15 protein-coding genes are annotated in these 20304 nt (G+C 37.0%); 11 read left to right on the forward strand and 4 right to left on the reverse strand.

Going from position 1 to position 20304, the window contains the following annotated elements; translation table 11 throughout:
* Positions 1 to 11 precede the first annotated feature (11 nt).
* From AC504W_RS12235 to AC504W_RS12280, 10 genes are all read left to right on the forward strand, one after another.
* On the forward strand, positions 12 to 998 hold the full coding sequence (locus AC504W_RS12235) for a glycosyltransferase family 2 protein (RefSeq protein WP_494879625.1): 987 nt from the start codon (positions 12 to 14) through the stop codon (positions 996 to 998).
* An 84-nt stretch (positions 999 to 1082) separates the two neighbouring features.
* Entirely contained in the window at positions 1083 to 2150 is a 1068-nt protein-coding gene (locus tag AC504W_RS12240; protein ID WP_494877938.1) for a glycosyltransferase family 4 protein, read from the forward strand.
* 63 nt (positions 2151 to 2213) lie between these two features.
* Positions 2214 to 3203 carry a glycosyltransferase family 2 protein gene (locus tag AC504W_RS12245; protein ID WP_494877939.1) on the forward strand — a complete coding sequence of 330 codons (990 nt, stop codon included), beginning with the start codon at positions 2214 to 2216 and terminating at the stop codon, positions 3201 to 3203.
* Between the two features lie 106 nt (positions 3204 to 3309).
* Positions 3310 to 4473, forward strand: a complete 1164-nt coding sequence (locus tag AC504W_RS12250) for a glycosyltransferase (RefSeq protein ID WP_494877940.1) — start codon at positions 3310 to 3312, stop codon at positions 4471 to 4473.
* A gap of 119 nt (positions 4474 to 4592) precedes the next feature.
* Complete coding sequence (locus tag AC504W_RS12255; RefSeq protein ID WP_494877941.1) at positions 4593 to 5405, forward strand: hypothetical protein; 813 nt, start codon at positions 4593 to 4595, stop codon at positions 5403 to 5405.
* Between the two features lie 104 nt (positions 5406 to 5509).
* Entirely contained in the window at positions 5510 to 6766 is a 1257-nt protein-coding gene (locus tag AC504W_RS12260) for a glycosyltransferase family 4 protein (protein ID WP_494877942.1), read from the forward strand.
* Positions 6767 to 6777: 11 nt separating this feature from the next.
* A complete protein-coding gene (locus tag AC504W_RS12265; protein WP_494877943.1) occupies positions 6778 to 7956 on the forward strand; it encodes a glycosyltransferase family 4 protein in 1179 nt (392 codons plus the stop codon).
* 122 nt (positions 7957 to 8078) lie between these two features.
* The gene (locus AC504W_RS12270) at positions 8079 to 9392 is read left to right on the forward strand and encodes an O-antigen ligase family protein (protein ID WP_494877944.1); all 1314 of its coding nucleotides are present in this window, start codon (positions 8079 to 8081) and stop codon (positions 9390 to 9392) included.
* A 130-nt stretch (positions 9393 to 9522) separates the two neighbouring features.
* On the forward strand, positions 9523 to 10758 hold the full coding sequence (locus tag AC504W_RS12275) for a glycosyltransferase family 4 protein (protein WP_494877945.1): 1236 nt from the start codon (positions 9523 to 9525) through the stop codon (positions 10756 to 10758).
* Positions 10759 to 10911: 153 nt separating this feature from the next.
* Entirely contained in the window at positions 10912 to 12087 is a 1176-nt protein-coding gene (locus AC504W_RS12280) for a glycosyltransferase family 4 protein (RefSeq protein ID WP_494877946.1), read from the forward strand.
* Positions 12088 to 12118: 31 nt separating this feature from the next.
* On the opposite strand, the gene AC504W_RS12285 is transcribed toward AC504W_RS12280, so the two are convergent.
* The 4 genes from AC504W_RS12285 to AC504W_RS12300 form a co-directional block, all read right to left on the reverse strand.
* The gene (locus AC504W_RS12285; RefSeq protein WP_494877947.1) at positions 12119 to 13345 is read right to left on the reverse strand and encodes a nucleotidyltransferase domain-containing protein; all 1227 of its coding nucleotides are present in this window, start codon (positions 13343 to 13345) and stop codon (positions 12119 to 12121) included.
* A 272-nt stretch (positions 13346 to 13617) separates the two neighbouring features.
* Positions 13618 to 15075 carry a glycoside hydrolase gene (locus AC504W_RS12290; protein ID WP_494877948.1) on the reverse strand — a complete coding sequence of 486 codons (1458 nt, stop codon included), beginning with the start codon at positions 15073 to 15075 and terminating at the stop codon, positions 13618 to 13620.
* An 813-nt stretch (positions 15076 to 15888) separates the two neighbouring features.
* A complete protein-coding gene (murQ, locus tag AC504W_RS12295) occupies positions 15889 to 16812 on the reverse strand; it encodes an N-acetylmuramic acid 6-phosphate etherase (RefSeq protein ID WP_494878638.1) in 924 nt (307 codons plus the stop codon).
* Positions 16813 to 16978: 166 nt separating this feature from the next.
* Complete coding sequence (locus tag AC504W_RS12300) at positions 16979 to 17398, reverse strand: DUF3110 domain-containing protein (protein WP_096576573.1); 420 nt, start codon at positions 17396 to 17398, stop codon at positions 16979 to 16981.
* A 171-nt stretch (positions 17399 to 17569) separates the two neighbouring features.
* On the opposite strand from AC504W_RS12300, the gene AC504W_RS12305 reads away from it, so the two are divergent.
* Positions 17570 to 20233, forward strand: a complete 2664-nt coding sequence (locus AC504W_RS12305) for a CHAT domain-containing protein (protein WP_494877949.1) — start codon at positions 17570 to 17572, stop codon at positions 20231 to 20233.
* The last annotated feature ends 71 nt before the right edge of the window (positions 20234 to 20304 follow it).

Genomic DNA, 20304 nt, shown 5'->3' on the forward strand with positions numbered 1-20304 from the left:
GGAACATCAAGATGAAAGAATTGGAGCCAAAACAAGTTCCACTTGTAGGTGTGATCATACCTTTGTACAACAAAGGTAAGTATATCGCTAGAGCGATCGACTCAGTACTAGGGCAAACATATCAAAACTTTGAAATCATTGTTGTGAATGATGGCTCTACAGATAATGGACCAGATATTGTCAGCAATTATCACGATTCCCGCATCCACATCATTCACCAAATTAATAGCGGCCCTGGTGCAGCACGTAACAGAGGTATCACAGAAAGCAAGGCTCCCTTTCTCTCATTTCTTGATGCTGATGATGAGTGGTTACCAGAATTTTTAGAGAAGTCCATAGAACATCTTCAAAAACACCCTGAGTGTTTGCTGAGTGTGAGTGGACATTTTCGGGGTGAAGAACGTACAAGTTGGCAAGAACATCTTCCCCATTTTCTGACAACAGAAGGTGTATGGCGACTGCCCACTGATATGAAACCGCAATTAGTGAAATCTGTGATCGACTTCTTCCACTCTGGAGCAGTATTATGTTCACGACAGGTAGTCGAACAGTTTGGTGGTTTTTATAGTAAAGATCGCTGCACTTATGGTGAAGACTCTTATTTATGGATACAAGTAGCATTAAACTACCAAATTTATTTAGACCCTACCCCACTTATGTGGCATCATACTGAAGCATCTGAACTTGGGCAAGGGCGTAAGGGAGTAAGACCACCTTGGCCCAAGCTTACAGACCCAGAACCTATCAGAAATAACTGTCCCCCAGAATATCTTTCTCTTCTGGAGCATTGTTTAGCATATTACGCATTACTAGCAGCTTATCGCCATATTTATTTCGGCGATACTCAAACTGTCAAGGCTCTTTTAGAGAGTTTTCCTATGAGCGAAACTTTCTATCCAAATTATATTAAGCTCAAAATTCGTTTAAGCTTCATAAGTTTCTGTAACAAATTTTGGAAACTCAGGCATTGGTTAAATCAGACAAAAATAGCATCTTGAAAATTGCTAACAATCACAAATTTTAAACCCATCATTTACAAAATTATCAATTTGAATAAAAAATATTTTTAATATTAATTCAACATGAAATCTATATTCCTACCTCGAACAAATGATGATAATCCATACCAAAAAGAGCTAATTAACCACCTTAATAAATTAGGTATTCAAGCAGAACTACCGGATGCTTCAATATCAACAACTTTTTTTCTACCGGCAGTATTTTTTCCTCAAAAAACCAATATAGTACATTTACATTGGCTGAATCCTTTCTTTGCAGGTTCAACCATCTTAGAAAGATTACTAAAACTATTATTTTTTATTTTAGAATTGATTATTTTAAAAATAGTAGGAATCAAAATTATTTGGACTGTACATAATCTAAAAAATCATGAAAATAAAAACCTAATTTTAGATAGTTTCTGTAGCAGTTGTGTTGCTAGATTAGCCAATGGCATTATTGCCCATTGTGACAGTGCCAAAGAAGAAGTTATAAAGTCTTTTTCCCTAAGTAATCACGATAAGATATTTGTTGTTCCACATGGTAACTATATCAATTGTTACGATAATAATATTGAAAAAAGCCTAGCACGAAAAAGCTTAAATTTAGATGATTCTGCTTTGGTTTTTCTTTTTTTAGGAATGATTAGGCCATACAAGGGAGTATTGGAACTAATCGATAAATTTAAACATCTAAATAATAATGCTAGTCAATTAGTAATTGCAGGAAAAGTATATCAAAATAGTCCCGAAATGACAGATATGCTTTTACAGAAGATTGATAATGATCCAAAAATTAAATTTATACCGGGATTTGTTCCCGCCGAGAAAATTCAAATTTATATGAATGCTTGTGATGTAGTTGTCTTTCCCTATCGAGATATTTTAACTTCAGGAGCTGTAATGCTGGCTATGTCTTTTGGTCGAGCCTGTATTGCGCCACGCAAAGGATGTATTGGCGAAGTACTAGATAATGATGGAGCATTTTTATATGAAATTGATGATGAAGGTGGTTTAATTAAAGCCATGAATGCAGCCTTAAAACAACAATTTCAACTATCAAATATGGGTCAATATAATCGCCAAGTAGCAGAAAAATATGACTGGAAAACTATAGCTGAAATCACAGGCAATGTATATCGTCAATGTTGATAATTTTGTAATATTTAAGAGTTTTATAGTTAATAAATAAATATTATTAAAAATATAAAAATTATGAACATATCAATTCAAGAGCAACCAATCGTTAGTGTTGTAGTGCCAACATTTAATCGAGCTAATCTTTTACCACGAGCAATTTCCAGTATTCTCAAACAAACTTTTCCTAATTTTGAATTGATTATTGTTGATGACGGTTCTACAGATAACACGGCTGAAGTGGTTAAAGAATTTACAGATCCACGAATTATATTTTTAGCTTTAGGGAAAAACTATGGTGGTGGCTATGCACGCAATCAAGGTATTAAAGCAGCAAGTGCAGAACTAATCGCATTTTTAGATAGTGATGATGAATGGCTACCTGAGAAGCTAGAGTTACAGTTAAAACGTTTACAAGACAGTGATGATCCTGATGCTACTGTTATCTACGGACTGGGGTATGAATGTGCTGAAGGACAACAAAAAATACCTAGCTTAGTTCTTTATGAAGGTGATGTGCTTGATCATTTATTGAGAGGTTGGCTACCTCCTACTACATCACTATTTATGGTTAAGCGCTCTGCTTTACTAGGGGTGAATGGTTTTGATGAAAGTCTACCTAGTTTTCAAGACTACGATTTATGGTTAAGTCTAGCCGCCGCAAATAATCATTTTTTAGCAGTAAATCAACCACTTATTATCAGATATTTTCATGACCAGCAAATTAGAGGTAATTTAGCAGCAAAATCTACAGGTTTGGAAATATTTAAAACTAAATGGGGTGAAATTATGAAACAGCGTGTTGGCTACATAGAATATTGGAGATTTATATCCTTAAAGACCTCAATTATTCAGCTGATTCGGGTAGGAAAATCAGTCGAAGATGGTAAAAAACTGCTGGCTTGGGGTTATGTTATTGGTTTATTAAAATATTTACCTTGGTCAGCAAATATGATTATTAAGGGAATAGTATTATCAACCTTGGGCAATAATGGATATCGGGCAATTTTTCTGTTTAAATCTAGAATTAACCAGTTAATCAAGGGTTCCAAAACATATCAATATTGATCAACTTTTTCAGTAATATAATTAACTCATAAAATTAAGGCGATCGCACAGAGCAAACAAGCTAGATTATTTCCTAGTAATTAGGTTAGCAACTCATCAAAATTTCATGTTAGATAAAAAACCGGATATTTCCAATCCCGCCGTTGTAATCTTCAGTAGCCTCTTACTTCCTGCTTCTCAAACATTTGTCCGAGATTTATTAGGAGAACAATTAAAAAATTTTACTGCTTATTATGCAGGTTCGCGTTTTGTTAAAGGATTAATGTTACCTCCAGAACGCGCAATAGTAGTCAATAAAGGAAACTTATCTGGTCAATTAGTAGAGGCTGCATTTAAATTTTCTGGCTTTGCGCCAAAATTATATCAAGAATTACAACAGATCAATCCTGTTTTGATTAATGCTCAATTTGGGTTAAGTGGGGTATTAGCACTTCCATTAGCCCGAAAACTGAAAATTCCCTTACTAGTACACTTTCGGGGCGCTGATGCCACAGTCAAAGAAGAGTATGCTCGTTACGCTTCTGTAAATCATTGGATTTATTATCGTCGTCTGGACGTGCTGAAGCGTGAAGCCCAGAAATTTCTTGCTGTATCTAATTTTATTAAAACAAAGCTCATAGAGAAGGGTTTCCCAGAGGAAAAAATCATTACACATTACGATGGAATAAACATTACCAAATTTCAACAAGATGTTTCACTTACCAGAGAGCCTGTAGTTCTATTTGTGGGGCGTTTAACAGAAAAGAAAGGTTGTGAATACCTGATTAAATCAATGGCAAGAGTCCAATCTATTTTACCTAACACCAAATTAATAATTATCGGAGATGGTAACCTAAGATCAGAGCTAGAAGCTCTAGCAGCAAAATTATTGAGCAACTATCAGTTTTTGGGAGTACAACCCTCAGAAGTAGTAAAAAGCTGGATGAACCGGGCCAAAGTGTTAGCAGCACCAAGTGTTACCGCTGTTCAAGGAGATTCGGAAGGATTACCTACTGTTGTCGTTGAGGCGCAAGCTATGGCGCTTCCTGTTGTTAGTACGTTTCATGCTGGTATCCCAGAAGCTGTGATTAACGGAGAAACTGGTTTTCTAGTAGCAGAGCGTGATATTGATGGATTAGCTGAGTATATTTTGGCTCTGTTAAAAGATAATGAAAAATGGCAATACTTTAGTGTCAAAGCCAGAGAACATATAACCAAAAATTTTGATAATTCCAAACAAATCAAAATTTTAGAAGGTATTTATAGCAGTTGTTTAGCAACAAGAATTTAAATATATTTTTGATATTTTATCTCAGACAATTATCACGCCCACTTTTCTGTAAAAAATCATAAACTTCGTACATTAGTAAATAAATTTATTTAAACAAATAACATTTCGAGCGCACAAGTATGACTAATGAACCACAACTAACAATTCTGGTAAATAGCACAGACAGTTTTGAAGATTGTTGGCAGCCTTTCTTCAAGCTTTTCTCTATTTATTGGCCCAATTGTCCATATCCTATTATTCTCAATACAGAGACAAAAACCTTTGCTTATCCAGGCTTAAATATTCAGTGTTCGCAAGTTGGGCTAGATGAATCAACAGCTAAATTAAGTTGGAGTGATTGCTTAATTCGGTGTTTAGATAAAATTAATACAAAATATGTACTGTATTTACAAGAAGACTATTTTCTTAATGATTATGTAAATACAGATCTGATTGAGCAATTTCTCCAAATTATGGAGCATGAAGAGTGCGCCCATATTCGGTTAATGGAAATTGTTGGTAACAGAAACGAACCATACAATAAATTGTGTAAATACCCTATACTCTGGGAGTTGCGGCAAAAATGTAACTATCGCATAAGTTTGCAAGCAGGTATTTGGGTCAAAGATAGACTGAAGTTTTATTTAAAACCAAATGAATCAGGTTGGGAATTTGAACGCTGGGGTTCGATTAGAGCAAGTAAAGAAACAGATAAATTTTACTGCCAAAGTCTTGACTACTTTAATCGTCAAAATAAATTTATTATTCCCTATAGTTTAACAGGAATAGTCAAAGGCAAGTGGTTAGAAGAAGCTGTAGTTGATTTGTTTGAAAAACATGATATTAATGTTGATTACTCAGTCCGGGGTTTTTACCGTTTAAATCAACGACAACAATTGATTCAAACAATCAGAAAAGCTAGTCGTAAATTATTTGTGGAAATGTTTTCTTAACTGGCTCATTGTGTAGAAACAGTGATTAATTTTACTCTAAATAAATGAAAATAACTGATCAATTGAAATAAATGCCACAATTTTTTCACGGGAGCCATTAATTCATGAAAGTTCTTGTGTCTGCCTACGCATGTAGACCACACATGGGTTCCGATCCTGGTATCGGCTGGAATGCGATTAACGAAATTGCAAAAAAACATCAAGTCTGGGTTTTAACCCGTAAAGATAACTATCCGTTCATTGAAGCTGAAATTAAGGAGAAATCAATATCTGAATTAGAATTTATCTATTTTGATTTACCTGGTGCAGATCGCTGGAAAAAAGGTTCTGGACTAATCATATATTTGCATTACTATCTGTGGCAAATACAAGCATATTTTGTGGCAAGAAAGCTACATCATAATATTGGTTTCGATATAGTTCACCATGTATCTTATGTGACGTATAACTATCCAAGTTTTTTATCTTTGTTACCAATTCCTTTCATCTGGGGGCCAGTTGGGGGTGGAGAATCTGCACCGAATACTTTTTGGCAAAATTTCCATTGGAGGGGCAAAATTTACGAACTATTAAGAAACTTGATGCGTTGGACTAGAGAAAATGATCCCTTTGTGCGTCTTACAGCCAGGAGAAGCATTCTAGCCTGGGGTATGACTCAGGATACAGCAGTCAAATTAAAAAAGTTAGGGGCTGACAATGTGAAAGTTTTTTCTCCTATAGGTTTACCCCAGCAGGAGATAGATATGCTTGCTCAATCTTTAGTACCCAAAACTTCCCCAGTGATATTCATCAGTATTGGTAGGTTGTTACACTGGAAAGGGTTCTATTTAGGTTTGAAAGCTTTTGCCCAAGCAAATCTTACAGATTCTGAATATTGGATGATTGGAGATGGGGCAGAACTGAAATATCTGCAAGCTCTGGCGGAAAAATTGGGTATTACGCAGCAAGTTAAGTTTTGGGGTAAGCTGCCAAGAGAGAAAATTTTTCAATTATTAGGAGAATCTCATGTGCTAGTTCATCCGAGTTTACATGAGTCAGGTGGATTTGTCTGTATGGAAGCAATGGCAGCAGGTAGACCAGTCATTTGCCTTGATTTAGGGGGGCCGGCTTTGCAGGTGACGGAAGATACGGGTTTTAAGGTTTCTGCTCATACTCCCGAACAAACTGTGCGTGACTTAGCAACAGCAATGACTTGTTTGGCTCAGGATGCCGAATTACGTTTGCGTATGGGAAACTTAGCTCGTACCCTGGCAAGGGAAAACTTTTCTTGGGAGGCAAAAGGTCATATCTTAGCTCAAACTTACGCAGAAATTTTGAGTTCTCCAGAAAGTTTGACATCTTCAAGTGCGATTCAGCTTTGAATTCCTAAATTATGCAGATTCTAAGTATTCATAACAACTATCAAATTCGTGGCGGCGAAGATGAATCTCGTGAGGCTGAAGAAAAACTATTACGAGAAATGGGTCATGCAGTTGATGTTTATCAAGAACACAATGACCGAGTTCCATCTATTGGCGCTGTCCCGATGGGATTGAGATCTATCTGGTCTAAAGAATCTTACAACATAGTCAAACAAAAACTTCAACAGTCAAACTGTGACATTGTTCATATTCAGAATTTTTTCCCCTTAATTTCTCCTTCGGTTCACTATGCAGCCAAGTCAGAAGGAGTACCAGTGGTGCAAACTCTGCGTAACTATCGTCTATTGTGTCCCAATGGCTTATTTTTTCGGGATGGCCTTGTCTGCGAAGATTGTATGGGGAAGTTTATTCCCTATCCTGGCGTTTGGCATGGTTGCTATCGGGACAACCGCCCAGCAACGATCGCCGTAGCAACTATGTTAACTGTTCATCGGGCTATGCGTACTTGGCTGGAAATGGTAGATGTTTACATTTCTTTAACTGAGTTTGCCCGGCAGAAATTTATTGCCGGCGGTTTCCCAGCCGAAAAAATTGTCGTCAAGCCTAACTTTGTGCATCCAGATCCGGGTGTAGGAAATGGTTCTGGTGGTTATGCGCTGTTTGTCGGCAGACTATCTGTAGAAAAAGGATTGGATACTTTACTGGCTGCTTGGAATTATCTGGAAGGGAAAGTTCCTTTGAAAATTATTGGAGAAGGGCCTCTAGCAGATCAAGTGGTGGAATCAGTCAAAAGATTACCCAATGTAGAATGGCTAGGACGTAAACCAATCACTGAAGTACATAAATTGATGGGAGAAGCGATGTTTTTAGTTTTTCCCTCTAAATGGTATGAAACTTTTGGTCGAGTAGCGGTTGAGGCGTTTGCTAAGGGTACCCCAGTCATTGCTGCTAATATTGGAGCGATCGCAGAATTGGTAGATGCTGGACGTACTGGATTGCTTTTCTCACCTGGCAACCCAGAAGATTTAGCCACTAAAGTACAGTGGGCTATGGCTCATCAAGAGCTACTAGCTCAAATGCGTCAAGCAGCTAGGAATGAATTTGAATCTAAGTACACAGCACAACAAAACTATTATCGGATGATGGAAATTTATGAGTTAGCTGCTAATCGTAGTCTGTTAAAAATTTGATGAATCTAAATCATATAAAAATTACTGTTATTTTAACCTTAGACAAAAATATTTCTTCCTTTCAATTTATATTTGAATTGTTTTCCTCTCCCAACCTTAACAAATAACAGTTAAAGCAGCTTATGCTCAATAAACCAAGTATTTATCTGAAAAGTGATACAGAAAAATCCACCATAGCCGATAAATTTCTCAACTGGTATAGTTGGGTGCTTTTGGGATATGCTCTGTGTGGACGAGGATTTTCTTATTTCGGAGTTGGGCCTTTTTATATCGGGGAAATTACTCTTGTTTTCGGATTGTTCACGTTAAGTATAAACAAGTCTATCCCAAAAATTCTCAAGCTACCGCATACTTGGTTTTTAATTATATTTATGGTGTGGTGTTGCATCAATACCATACCTTATTTTCCTGTATATGGTTTGGACTGCATACGTGACGCTGCATTGTGGTACTACATATCTTTTGCTTTAATAGTTGCAACCTTATTACTTGGTAAACCACAGCGCTTTTTGTTTATGGTTGCCCAGTATGAGCGTTTTTGCAGAATTTTTATTATTCTTCTGCCATTTCTATGGTTAATAGCCAGAACATTACCATTACCTAGTTTACCTGGTGCTGGAGCTAAAATTATCTCTCCCAAAACAGCAGATGCCATGACTCATTTGTCTGGAATTACTGCTTTTTTTGTTGGGTCTAGTTTGCTAGATTTTCAACCAGTATTATTTACTTTGATGTTTTTTCTCAACTTGGGTGTAGTAGCTTTAAATGCGAACCGTTCAGGAACACTGGCTTTTCTCAATGCTTTTTTTGTGGTTGGACTTGCTAAGTATAAAAGTAGTAAAATTTGGCGCATAGTAACTATTATAATTTTGATTGTTTTATTGGCTTTAATTATCAAACCAGAAATTTTTCAACCATTTATCAGCAAAATACTCAGCATTTTTATTAATAATAATGAAAGACAAGGTTCAAAAGAGTATCGCTTAGAATGGTGGACTTATTTAATTAAAAGCACTATCTCAGATTATTTTTGGACTGGGCGAGGATTTGGGTTCAATTTGGGCGCTGGTACTGGTTTTGACCCGGTAGGTGGTGGTGTTGTGCGTAGTCCTCATAATGGTCATATAACTGTACTTTCGCGTACTGGTGTTCCTGGTTTTGTTCTTTGGTTATTAATTCAATTAAGTTGGGCTGGTAGCATACTAGCTAAATATTTACAGTGTAGAAGAAAGGGAGAAACAAAATGGGCTGGCATATTTTTAACTTTACTTGCTTACTGGGTAGCTAGTATGACTGTCACATCATTTGAAGTGATTATTGAAGGCCCAACAGGAGGTATTTGGCTATGGACAATGTATGGTATTGGTTTAGCCGCAATGCAAATATACAAACGTTATCCACAACTTCTTGAGGCGGAAATTGACTCTGGACAATGAGTAACTCATCTTAATATTTAAGAAATTTATTTGTTAGATATATTTCTCATTTAAAGTACTTAAATATTACCCAAGTTATTTTTTTACACACTATTAATGCTGAATTAATGCTGCATACAACTTAATGATTATGAAAATTCTAATTTCTGCATACGCCTGTGAGCCAGGTCAAGGTTCTGAACCAGGCGTAGGTTGGAATTTTATTCGAGAAATGAGCAAATATCATCATCTCTGGGTTTTAACTTCTAACTGTCACCGCCCAGCAATTGAAGCCGAATTAGCCCTCCAGCCACAACCCAATCTCAATTTTATTTATCTAGATCCTTTTGGTTTAATTATAGATTGGAGCCAAAAAGGAAAATCTACCCAAAAGTGGGTATATATTCACTATTATTTATGGCAAATGAAGGCTTATTTGATTGGGCGATCGCTCCATCATCAAATAAAATTTGATATTGTGCATCATGTAACTTATGTCAAATATACTAGTCCAAGTTTTCTTTGTTTATTACCGATTCCTTTTATTTGGGGGCCTGTAGGTGGAGGAGAATTAACTCCCAAAAAGTTTTGGCAAAGTTTAAATTTTCGCAGTAAAATATATGAGTTTATTAGAAACACAGCTTGCTTCATAGGAGAGTGTGATCCTTTTGTCGGCTTAACAGCAAAACGCAGCATTTTAGCTTGGGCGACAACTGAGGATACAGCCAAAAGGCTGCAATATTTAGGAGCAAAAAATGTTCAAATATATTCTCAACTTGGTATATCTCAGGAAGAATTAGCGAGTTTTGCAAATACCTCTCCATCTCATCAATCTATTATCAAGTTTATCAGTGTGGGTAGACTGTTGCATTGGAAAGGATTTCATTTAGGACTATTAGCATTTGCAAAAGCAAACATATCTAATTCTGAGTATTGGGTTGTTGGAGAAGGATCGGCGCGAAAACATCTGGAAAAAATCACCCAAGAACTAGGCATTGATCAACAAGTAAAATTTTGGGGTAGTTTGTCTCGTAACGAGACTTTAAGTAAAATAAGAGACTCCCACGTACTAGTTCACCCAAGTTTACATGACTCTGGGGGGTTAGTTTGTTTAGAAGCTATGTCTGTAGGTTTACCAGTGATTTGCTTAAATTTAGGAGGGCCAGCACTTCAGGTTACTGAAGAAACTGGTTTTAAAATTCAGGCAAATACACCAGCACAAACAGTCAACGACATCGCTCAAGCAATGATATCTTTGGTTGCAGAGCCAAAATTAAGATTAAAGATGGGTGCGGCTGGGAAAAAGAGAGTTAGAGATGTTTTTAGTTGGGAATTTAAAGGGTTGTTTGTGGCTCAATGTTACAAAGAAGTTTACAGTCAAAGATAGCTAGATTTTCTCTAATTGCTATTCCCTGTTTTTATAGACTATTCATATAAAAATAAAGTTCAGATAAATTTTTATTAGTGTATCCCTCAGAACCAAAATTACTACACCTTAACTGAATAGTATTAATTCATATCCAACAGTTCAGAAAAAAGCATGAAGCTGTTAATGTTACACAATCGCTATCGATTAAGCGGTGGTGAAGATAATGTAGTTCAGGCAGAAAAAAGCCTATTAGAAGCTAATGGGCATAATGTGATTTTATTGGAAGAAAATAACCTGAATATAGTTAATATTTGGGATACATTGGCAGCAGCTGGGGGAGCCATATATTCCCTTGCATCTAAACACCGAGTTCAAGCAGAGATTACGCGTTGTTCTCCTGAAATAGTTCATGTACATAATTTTTTTCCTTTACTCTCTCCTGCTGTATATGATGCTTGTTATAGTGCTGGAGTACCTGTTATTCAAACACTGCATAACTATCGCCTTGCTTGTCCTAAAGCAATGCCATTTCGAGATGGCAAGATTTGTGAAGATTGTATTGGTAAATTAATCCCTTGGTCTAGTGTGGTGCATGGCTGTTATCGCAATTCTCATCTTCAAAGTTCTGTTGTAGCAGCAATGACTACATGGCATAGATTAACAGGTACTTGGCACCAGAGAGTCAACGGTTATATTGTGTTAACTCAATTTCAAAAGGAAAAAATGATTCAAGCTGGACTACCAGCAGAAAAAATTTATATTAAACCAAATTTTGTTTTTCATCCAAATACTGTGGAGTCCAATAGTCTGCGTGATGATTACTTGCTGTTCGTTGGTAGACTATCAGAAGAAAAAGGAGTTTCTGTTCTGATAGATGCTTATATCCATAACAATATATCTACACCATTAAAAATTGTTGGAGATGGCCCAATACGTCAATTATTACAGAAACAAGTTCAACGAGCAGGTTATGCAAATTTAATTGAATTTTTAGGATATCAAGATAAATCAATAGTCATGGAACTAATGAAAAAAGCTAAATTTTTAGTTCTTCCTTCAATTTGGTATGAAGGTTTTCCATTAACAATTGTGGAAGCATTTGCTTCTAGTTTACCTGTACTAGTTTCTAAGTTAGGAAGTATGGCCGAAATTGTTGAAGATCAGGTCAGCGGATTACACTTTGAAGCTGGCAATTCACAAGATTTAGCAGCTAAAATACAATGGGCTATTAATCATCCTGAGTTTATGAATAATTGTGGTACTAATGCTCGTTTTATGTATGAATCCAGATATTCTTCAGCAGTAAATTATAAGCAATTAATGTCTATTTATAGGCAGTTTATTTAAAAAGTAATTTATCGCTTAATATAGTTTTTATTTATTTTGTATTTTGATTAAAAAAAATCATCCGCACTGGTCGAACAAAATAGTACAAAAATGATAAAGCTTTGGGTAAACGGATAAAACTTTTATCAGCGATCGTGGGAACCATAATCTGCTCGTAACAATATGTTATCTTATCCCAAGGATTTTCTATTAACTTTAAATGAAATAGGATAGATTTTAATTGACTTTGTGGTGCAGTATTTGGCAGATTACAAGTCAGTTGAATAATAATTTCTAAAGTTAGATTTTTGACTAATGAGTTACCTTCTATTTTTTGTAAAATAAATTCAGGAAGTTGAGCATCTAAGACATTATGAGCAAGCGAAAGTCCGAGTAACAGCATTTGTGTCATTTTTAGCTTTATAGCAAGCTGCCAAATCTTTTCCCAATTCACATCAGCATAGGTACGTAGTACTTCAGCCAAGTCACATATTCTATTCAACCATAGCCAACAGTCTTTTCCACCTTGTGAACAGAGAATAATGATCAGATTTTCCGCAGAAAAGCTAAGTATTTGTTTACCAGTAAAAGATATTAATTTGGTATCTTCCCATATCCATTCTGAACTGTAGGGTAATGAAAATTTCTTGGATAACACTCCTTGGTGAACATCTAAAGTAACTTGCTCTTGGCGATTAATTAGATGTAGTTCCCAATGAGAACGTAAATAAGCTTCTTGATCGGGAATATTGAGAGATTTAAGATAAGCGGCTTCTTGTTCACTACTATCTGCATACGCCTCAAATCCTTTATCCATCAAAAGTTGTTTAGTTTTAATAAAGTCTTCTCGATGTACGAGCAGATCCAAATCTCCAAAAGATCTGCGTGAGATATCTCCGTAGGCTGTGATAGCTAAAATAGGCCCTTTAAAAGGAATGACAGGAATGTCATATTCAGCGAAAATATTTAATATATTTAAAAGTTTACTCGCCATTAACAGACTATTCTGTGTATTAAGATAATAATATTTCTGTAGTGAACTAAATATATTACTAGGAATAGATTGAGCATCTATTTTACTAAGATTAATAAATAACAAAGGTAAAACTTTGTGGTAAGCAGCAAGTTCAATGAGATATTGCCAGTTAATTTGCGCTTGTTGTAACAAAGTTTGGATGGTTATAGAACTTTTTTCGTCTAGGTAAGTGCGAGAACAACAAATTAATAGTTCTATTTCAGGAGTTAGAATATTTTGTTGAAGATGTATTGTTTTTAACAAGATTTTGCTTACATATTATTAGAATAATCAATATATGATTTTATCACACATATCTATATTTATAGCTTAGTGATGAAGTAAATATTAAGTCGAGTGTGTTTTGGCTATGTTAAGTATTTGAGAGTTTTGTTGATTTAACTAAAATCTAGAAAAAAATAGCTAGAATTTCCTCTAGCTAAAACGTTGATGATTTAAATGTCATTTCACTAATCAGAACTTTGTTGATGATTGACTAACTTAGTTTGGGGAATTTACAAAGGCTATCGTTTTAATTACTGATTGCGAAGAGTAATAAGATCCAAACTTTCTACTTTGGGAATAGTAACTGTTCCTTTCCGCATCAAAGCAGTGCCAATGTAGACGTTATTCACATTGCTGTTAGAACGATACATTTTCATCTTGATGTCTCCAGTTTGAGCTAGTTCTTCTATAAACACTGTGACAGCAAAAGTTTCTGCTTGACGACCAGATTGTGCGTCACTCACCAATGTACCTTCTGGATAACCCAAACCAGCAGGTAGAGCAAAGAAAAATTTGTCAGAAGTGTAATTACTTATCCCTATTCCCCAAGAACCGTCAGGGTTTTTAGCACTAGCTACAGTAATTCGCGGTTTTTTACCCGAAGACCATCTCATATCTTTCTCTAACGAGCTATAGCTTTTGCGGAATACGGCTCCGACATCAAAGGTTCGAGTTAGTTGCTTGAAGTAATGATATTTTTGGAACAACTGATATTTAAATGGGCTGATAGTGTAAGGAATTATTCGTGTAGAGTTATCTTCGGTATGTGATGGTGCATGTCCAATAAACCAAATCCAGTGAGTAACCCGATTGTTCATATCATTGAGAAAGCGGGAAGCCGCAGAAGCGGCGTGAAGAGCGTCTCCGGGTTCTTCTGGGCCATTGTTACCAGCTTCTGTCATCCAATATTCTTTATCTGTTCCTTCAATTTGCGAGACTATCCAAGACGCTGCGGCCATATTGTAAGAATGGGTAGAAATCGCCGCCAGTGCTTTCCAGGCTTCGGAGTCATTTTTGATGGCTTTGATGATTCGGACAGCGATACTATCGGCATTAGCCAACTCAGGTGTAATTATTTTTACATCTTGTAAATTACGATTATCTAACTCTTGGCGTAGTGCCTTAACCATCACAGGCCATTGAGAATCTTTGAATCTGATTGAATTATCATTTGGCTCGTTTAATATGCCTGTAGCATGAAGTTTAACTCCATATTCTTGCTTCATTCGAGATATGAAGTTGGCTAAAAGAGTAGCATAATTGAATATCTCAGTATCTTTAATGTAGATACTATCTTCAGACTTCATGTACGATGGTAAGGCACCAGGCGCTAACAGCAGTGTAGTACATCCATTTGCTAAGGCATCAGCAATAAATCCTGATTTTACATAAGGATTTACGAACACAGGCATGTTTTCTACACTGGGTTGAGGTGCGTATTTCTTTCCGTCGAACCAGAGCCTGACAATCTTGAATTTCGCATCATTACACAGCAGTTTTTGCAGTGTATTTTTTTGTGATTGTGTTAGCTTTGCATATCCATTACTACCAGCAATAGTTGAGCTAAATCCTAACCCTTGAAATGCTTGTTTTGCTCCTGATTTAACTGTGATGTTAATAGGAGTAATTGCTAATGCACTAGCTAATGGTTGTGCCAAAAATGCAGCAGAGGCTACTAAAGAACACAAAAAAGAATTACGTTTACTCATGAAAAATCCTGAACTCATTAGGGAACACTAAACTCTTGCAATTTCTCTATATCCGAGAAATTGCGTAAATAGGGCTAAAACCACAATGTGATTTAGGTTAACTTAATATTTGCGTGATTGGTACTAGAAAAAACTCGTAATTAGTGTTAAAAAAAGAAAGTGTTACGTATCATAAAAAACTCGTAATTCTACGTAATATTTAAATTTAATCAGAAAATACTTAATCTTCTTTAATTTGCAAAGCAGTGTCTAACAGTGTTTTGCATACTTTATCTATCATTTTCTATTTCTATGTAACCTGTAACACCAATCATATAAATTTTGATATTTTTGGGTATATTCTAGGAAAAATAAATTGTTATTTTTTAAATAAGTATTTTTATTTTTTTGTAAAAAAATCTCTATCTGTCTTAGGTGTAGATTGGAAAAGTAATAGGATTTCCAGAAAGATATATTTGATACAGCTATCCTGAATGAGTTGTCAAGTTACTTGTTGCAGTAGGGATAGTAAATAGAAAAGAAAGATTTAGCAATGCTATGTATAGGAAGATAAATTTTTTGTCTAGTAAAACAACATTACTAAATTTGTAATCTAATTTTTTATTATTTACTAAAATTTGTAAGCGTAAGTTTGTTGATTTGTTAACTTTTAATTTTGCTTTGTTGCTGTTAAGCGATCGCCTGACAATTGCTTCCGAGTCAAAAGATTGATTATAGTGTTCCAGGTGCAAAACGAAAAAAAGGCTTGCCACCAAAAATTAGTAGCAGCCAGATGTTTGGAATTGATGTCAGGATTTATCTATGCAATAATTCTCAGGCTTGTGTGTTCTTGTAGGTGCCTACAGCGGCTCTGAGATTACCTTGGTGTTCTGATAAAAGCCGATCTCCTGCTGCTTTTTCTAAACCAGTCCAGTGCATTAATAAAGCCAGCTTGACCCATTTACCGCTACGTTCTAGCAGTACATTTGCAGTTTCCCGACTTAAGCCAGTAAGGTCTTGCAGAATTCGCAAAGCGCGATCGCGGAGTTTTTGATTTGTGACCGCTACATCCACCATCCGATTGCCATAAACTTTGCCTAGCTTCACCATCACGCCAGTGGACAAAATATTTAAAGTCAGCTTTGTGACAGTACCAGCTTTTAAGCGAGTTGAACCAGCTAATACCTCTGGCCCAGTTAACAGACGAATATCAATATCAACATCGATGCTAACTTGTGTTTTTGGCACACAGGCAATAAATATAGTTACGGCTCCCCGTTGACGGGCGGCGTTTAGCGCTCCATGCACAAAAGGAGTTGTCCCACCAGCTGTAATCCCAACCACTACGTCTAATTGGGTAATTTGCCTTTGGGCGATCGCCGCTTCTCCGTCTTGGGCGCGGTCTTCTAAATCCTCAGAACTACGTACCAGTGCGCCAGCACCACCAGCAATGATTCCCTGCACTAGTTCTGGAGGTGTACAAAAAGTAGGGGGACATTCAGCCGCATCTAACACCCCTAACCTACCGCTTGTACCTGCACCTATATAAAATAAGCGTCCACCTTGGTGCAAACGCTCTGCTGTTCGTTCAATGGCTTGAGCTAACTCAACTTTTGCCGCGGCTACTGCTGCTACGGCTTTTTGGTCTTCGCTATTAAACAGTTCTACTAATTCTAAAGCACTAAGTTGATCTAAGTTGAGACTAAGAGGATTTACCTGCTCAGTTAGAAGATGCCCGCGTTCCTGCAAATCTGCCATTGTTTCTGTTTCCTGTGTCATTTGTTATTTGTCCTCTGTCATTAGTCATTTGTCAAAAAACAAAGGTGTAGGAGTGTAAATAAAACCTTCATCATCTATATCTTGATTTCACTTACACCCACCCTAAAGAATTACCAATGACTAATGACTAATGACCAATGACTAATTACAACAATCCTTCTAGTTTGCGGCGAATATTTTCGAGTTCAGAGTCAGAAAATTCTGTTTCTGCTGCTGGTGGGACTTCTTCAGTGTCGAAGGAAGTGTCATCGTTTTCGGCATCTATTTGCCAGTCAGTTTCTTCTACGTTCAGTTCTGGAGGAAGAACTAAATCACTATTTTCCGGCACAATTTCCCAATCGTAACCAGCACTGTCGCAAAATTCCTTAATTTCTTCCGCATCGATCGCTTCGACTGTCGGTGTAGGGAAATCCTGGGCTTCTAACAACAAGGCAAAGCGGAGAGCATCATCCTCTGACTCAAACATGAGAATTTTATTGCGATCGCCAACTCGAACTGTGTGAATGCCTTCGTTTTCTGTGTGAGCATTAAAAATTAAAACAAATATACGCATCGGTGTAATCATCTATCCTTTTACTTAAATTTCTTTTTCTAACTGCTTCTAGGGTCTAGTTTATGCAACAAACAATATAAAATTGTCGAAGCACAGGGCATGGATTGTCGATGCTCTTGGTGAAATTATCTAATTTTTTTACAGCCAATTATCTACTTTCTCTATTGTCATCTATCTATTGCCATGCCCATCAAAACCAAAACTAGGGATTTTTGGCCACATTCTCGCAAAATCAGTCGGCTTTTAAGTTTATTGTTGTATTTTGTGGTCAGTCTGCTATGTGTGCTGGGTTTGCCTGTGTTGCCTGTTTTACCTCATAATCTCTCCTCTGCATCTTTATTGACGAATGCAACCATTACTAATTCACCTTTAGAACAAGGCAAAATCCTCTATGATGCTGGGCGTTTTACTGAAGCAGTACAAGTATTACAACAAGCAGCACAATCATATAAACAGACAGGAGATCAAATTAAACTAGCTATTACCCTCAGCAATTTATCTTTGGCTTACCAACAACTAAGTGAATTCACAGAGGCACAACAAGCAATTAGTGAAAGCTTGAAGTTGCTAGAAGGCCGCCAAAATTCGCAAATATTTGCCCAATCTCTAGAAATTCAAGGCCGTCTGCAACTTTTGATGGGAAAGCCAGAAGCAGCTTTAGTTAGTTGGCAGCAAACTGAGAAAATTTATCAGCAAACCCATAATGATAGTGGTTTGGTGCGATCGCAAATCAATCAAGCACAAGCTTGGCGGACTCAAGGCTTTTACCGCCGTGCTATTCAAATGCTAGAGATAGTCAATCAACAATTGCAATCACAACCAGATTCTCTCGAAAAAGCTGTGGGGTTGCGATCGCTGGGGAATGCGTTGTTAATATCAGGAAGTTTACCAAAATCTCAAGAAGCTCTAAAACAAAGTTTAGCGATCGCCCAAAGTTTAGAATCGCATCATGATATGGCAGCTAGTTTGTTTAGTTTGGGCAATCATGCACGCAAACAACAGCAAACACCAGCAGCGCTCACATATTATCAACAAGCTATCAAACTATCTCCTTCACCTTTAGCCAAAATCTCAGCACAGCTTAATTACCTGAGTCTGTTAATTGAAAGTCAACAATTAACCGAGGCCGAGTCTCTATTACCGACTATTCAATCTCAACTTAACCAACTTTCCCCCAGTCGCACTGCTATTTACTCCCAGATTAATTACGCCCAAAGCTTGATCAAACTGGAAATGGCGAATCGACAAAAAAACTCTACTTATGACTCGCAACTGCTCAATTTGCCAAAAATTGCCCAACTTTTGGCAAATACGGTGAAAGAAGCTCACAGTTTAGGCGATCGCCGTGCCGAAGCCAATGCACTTTTGAGCTTGGGCAATTTGTACGAACAAACTAAACAGTGGTCAGAGGCTACAAATCTGACGCAGCAGGGGTTAATCTTAGCACAGGCTACTATTACACCAGATATCGCCTATCGCTTGCAGTGGCAGTTAGGCAGATTACTTTGGCAACAAAAAGAGTTTCCCGGCGCGATCGCGGCTTATGATGCCGCAGTAGACACTATCAAATCTCTACGTAGTGATTTAGCAACAATTAATCAAGATATACAATTTAATTTTCGAGATAGCGTTGAACCACTGTATCGCCAATCAGTAGAGTTACTTGTGCAATCTCAAGCAGGGCAACCAAATGCGACAATTTTAGACCAGGCACGTAAGCGAATCGAAGCTTTGCAATTGGCAGAAATAGATAACTTTTTCCAAGAAGCCTGTTTAGAAGGTAAAAACGTCATCCTGGATCAAGTGGCGGATCAGAAAAATCCCAATAATGCTATTTTTTCTACTGCTGCTATTTTTTATCCGATCATTCTTCCTAAACAACTTCAGGTAATTGTCAAACTACCTAACCAACCTCTACAGAGTTACAGCACAAATATTACCCAAGAAGAAGTAGAAAAAGCTGTTACCAATCTGAGAAAAGTCTTGGTGAATCCGACTGCTACCAACGCCGTCAAAATGCAATCACAAACTGTTTACAACTGGCTGCTTAAACCCATTGAATCGAAGTTATCAGCCAAAAAAGTCGATACTCTTGTATTTGTGCTAGATGGTGTATTGCGTAACATCCCAATGGCATCTCTCTACGATGGTCAAAAATTCTTAATTGAGAAATATGCGATCGCCTTGAGTGTTAGTTTACAACTGCAAAATCCTCATCCTTTAGTCAAACAGCCACTAAAAGCCTTGATTGCTGGGTTAAGTCAGCCTCCTGCAGACTTTCCTAACTTTGCACCATTACCTGCCATTAAGTCAGAAGTTAAGTCTATTTCCAACGCTGGAGTTGCGACAACCAATCTGTTAGATCAGCAATTCACCAGCAAAGCCCTAGAAAAAGAAGTAAATTCATTTCCTTTTAATGTGGTACATTTAGCCACTCACGGCCAGTTTAGTTCCCGTGCTGAGGAAACATTTATTCTAGCAGCCGATGGGCCTATTAATGTCAAGCAATTTGACAGCTTACTCCGCAGTCGAGATGAAACTCAAGCACAAGCAGTAGAACTTTTAGTCTTGAGTGCTTGTCAAACGGCCGCCGGAGATAAACGAGCCGCTTTAGGACTTGCAGGAACAGCCATCAGGGCCGGTGCGCGTAGTACTCTGGCTTCTCTGTGGCAAATTGATGATGAATCTACAGCTTTATTTGTTGGTGACTTCTATCAACAACTGAAAAAAGGTAACATCAGCAAAGCTCAAGCTCTCCGTCATGCTCAACTAAAAATTTTGCAACACCCCAATTACAGAGCGCCTAGTTTTTGGTCTGCTTATGTATTAATTGGTAATTGGTTGTAGTCTAAGGGTGAGTTAATAACAAATATAGCAGTAGCTAATACCAATTCTCTAAATCCAGGCTATAGATAATT

This window comes from Nostoc sp. C96, assembly GCF_059384975.1.

Excerpts from the sequence above, each read along its gene's own strand:
- AC504W_RS12235 (WP_494879625.1), top strand. The coding sequence starts at position 12 with ATGAAAGAATTGGAGCCAAAACAAGTTCCACTTGTAGGTGTGATCATA.
- AC504W_RS12240 (WP_494877938.1), top strand. The coding sequence starts at position 1,083 with ATGAAATCTATATTCCTACCTCGAACAAATGATGATAATCCATACCAA.
- AC504W_RS12245 (WP_494877939.1), top strand. The coding sequence starts at position 2,214 with ATGAACATATCAATTCAAGAGCAACCAATCGTTAGTGTTGTAGTGCCA.
- AC504W_RS12250 (WP_494877940.1), top strand. The coding sequence starts at position 3,310 with ATGTTAGATAAAAAACCGGATATTTCCAATCCCGCCGTTGTAATCTTC.
- AC504W_RS12255 (WP_494877941.1), top strand. The coding sequence starts at position 4,593 with ATGACTAATGAACCACAACTAACAATTCTGGTAAATAGCACAGACAGT.
- AC504W_RS12260 (WP_494877942.1), top strand. The coding sequence starts at position 5,510 with ATGAAAGTTCTTGTGTCTGCCTACGCATGTAGACCACACATGGGTTCC.
- AC504W_RS12265 (WP_494877943.1), top strand. The coding sequence starts at position 6,778 with ATGCAGATTCTAAGTATTCATAACAACTATCAAATTCGTGGCGGCGAA.
- AC504W_RS12270 (WP_494877944.1), top strand. The coding sequence starts at position 8,079 with ATGCTCAATAAACCAAGTATTTATCTGAAAAGTGATACAGAAAAATCC.
- AC504W_RS12275 (WP_494877945.1), top strand. The coding sequence starts at position 9,523 with ATGAAAATTCTAATTTCTGCATACGCCTGTGAGCCAGGTCAAGGTTCT.
- AC504W_RS12280 (WP_494877946.1), top strand. The coding sequence starts at position 10,912 with ATGAAGCTGTTAATGTTACACAATCGCTATCGATTAAGCGGTGGTGAA.
- AC504W_RS12290 (WP_494877948.1), bottom strand. The coding sequence starts at position 15,075 with ATGAGTAAACGTAATTCTTTTTTGTGTTCTTTAGTAGCCTCTGCTGCA.
- murQ (WP_494878638.1), bottom strand. The coding sequence starts at position 16,812 with ATGGCAGATTTGCAGGAACGCGGGCATCTTCTAACTGAGCAGGTAAAT.
- AC504W_RS12300 (WP_096576573.1), bottom strand. The coding sequence starts at position 17,398 with ATGATTACACCGATGCGTATATTTGTTTTAATTTTTAATGCTCACACA.
- AC504W_RS12305 (WP_494877949.1), top strand. The coding sequence starts at position 17,570 with ATGCCCATCAAAACCAAAACTAGGGATTTTTGGCCACATTCTCGCAAA.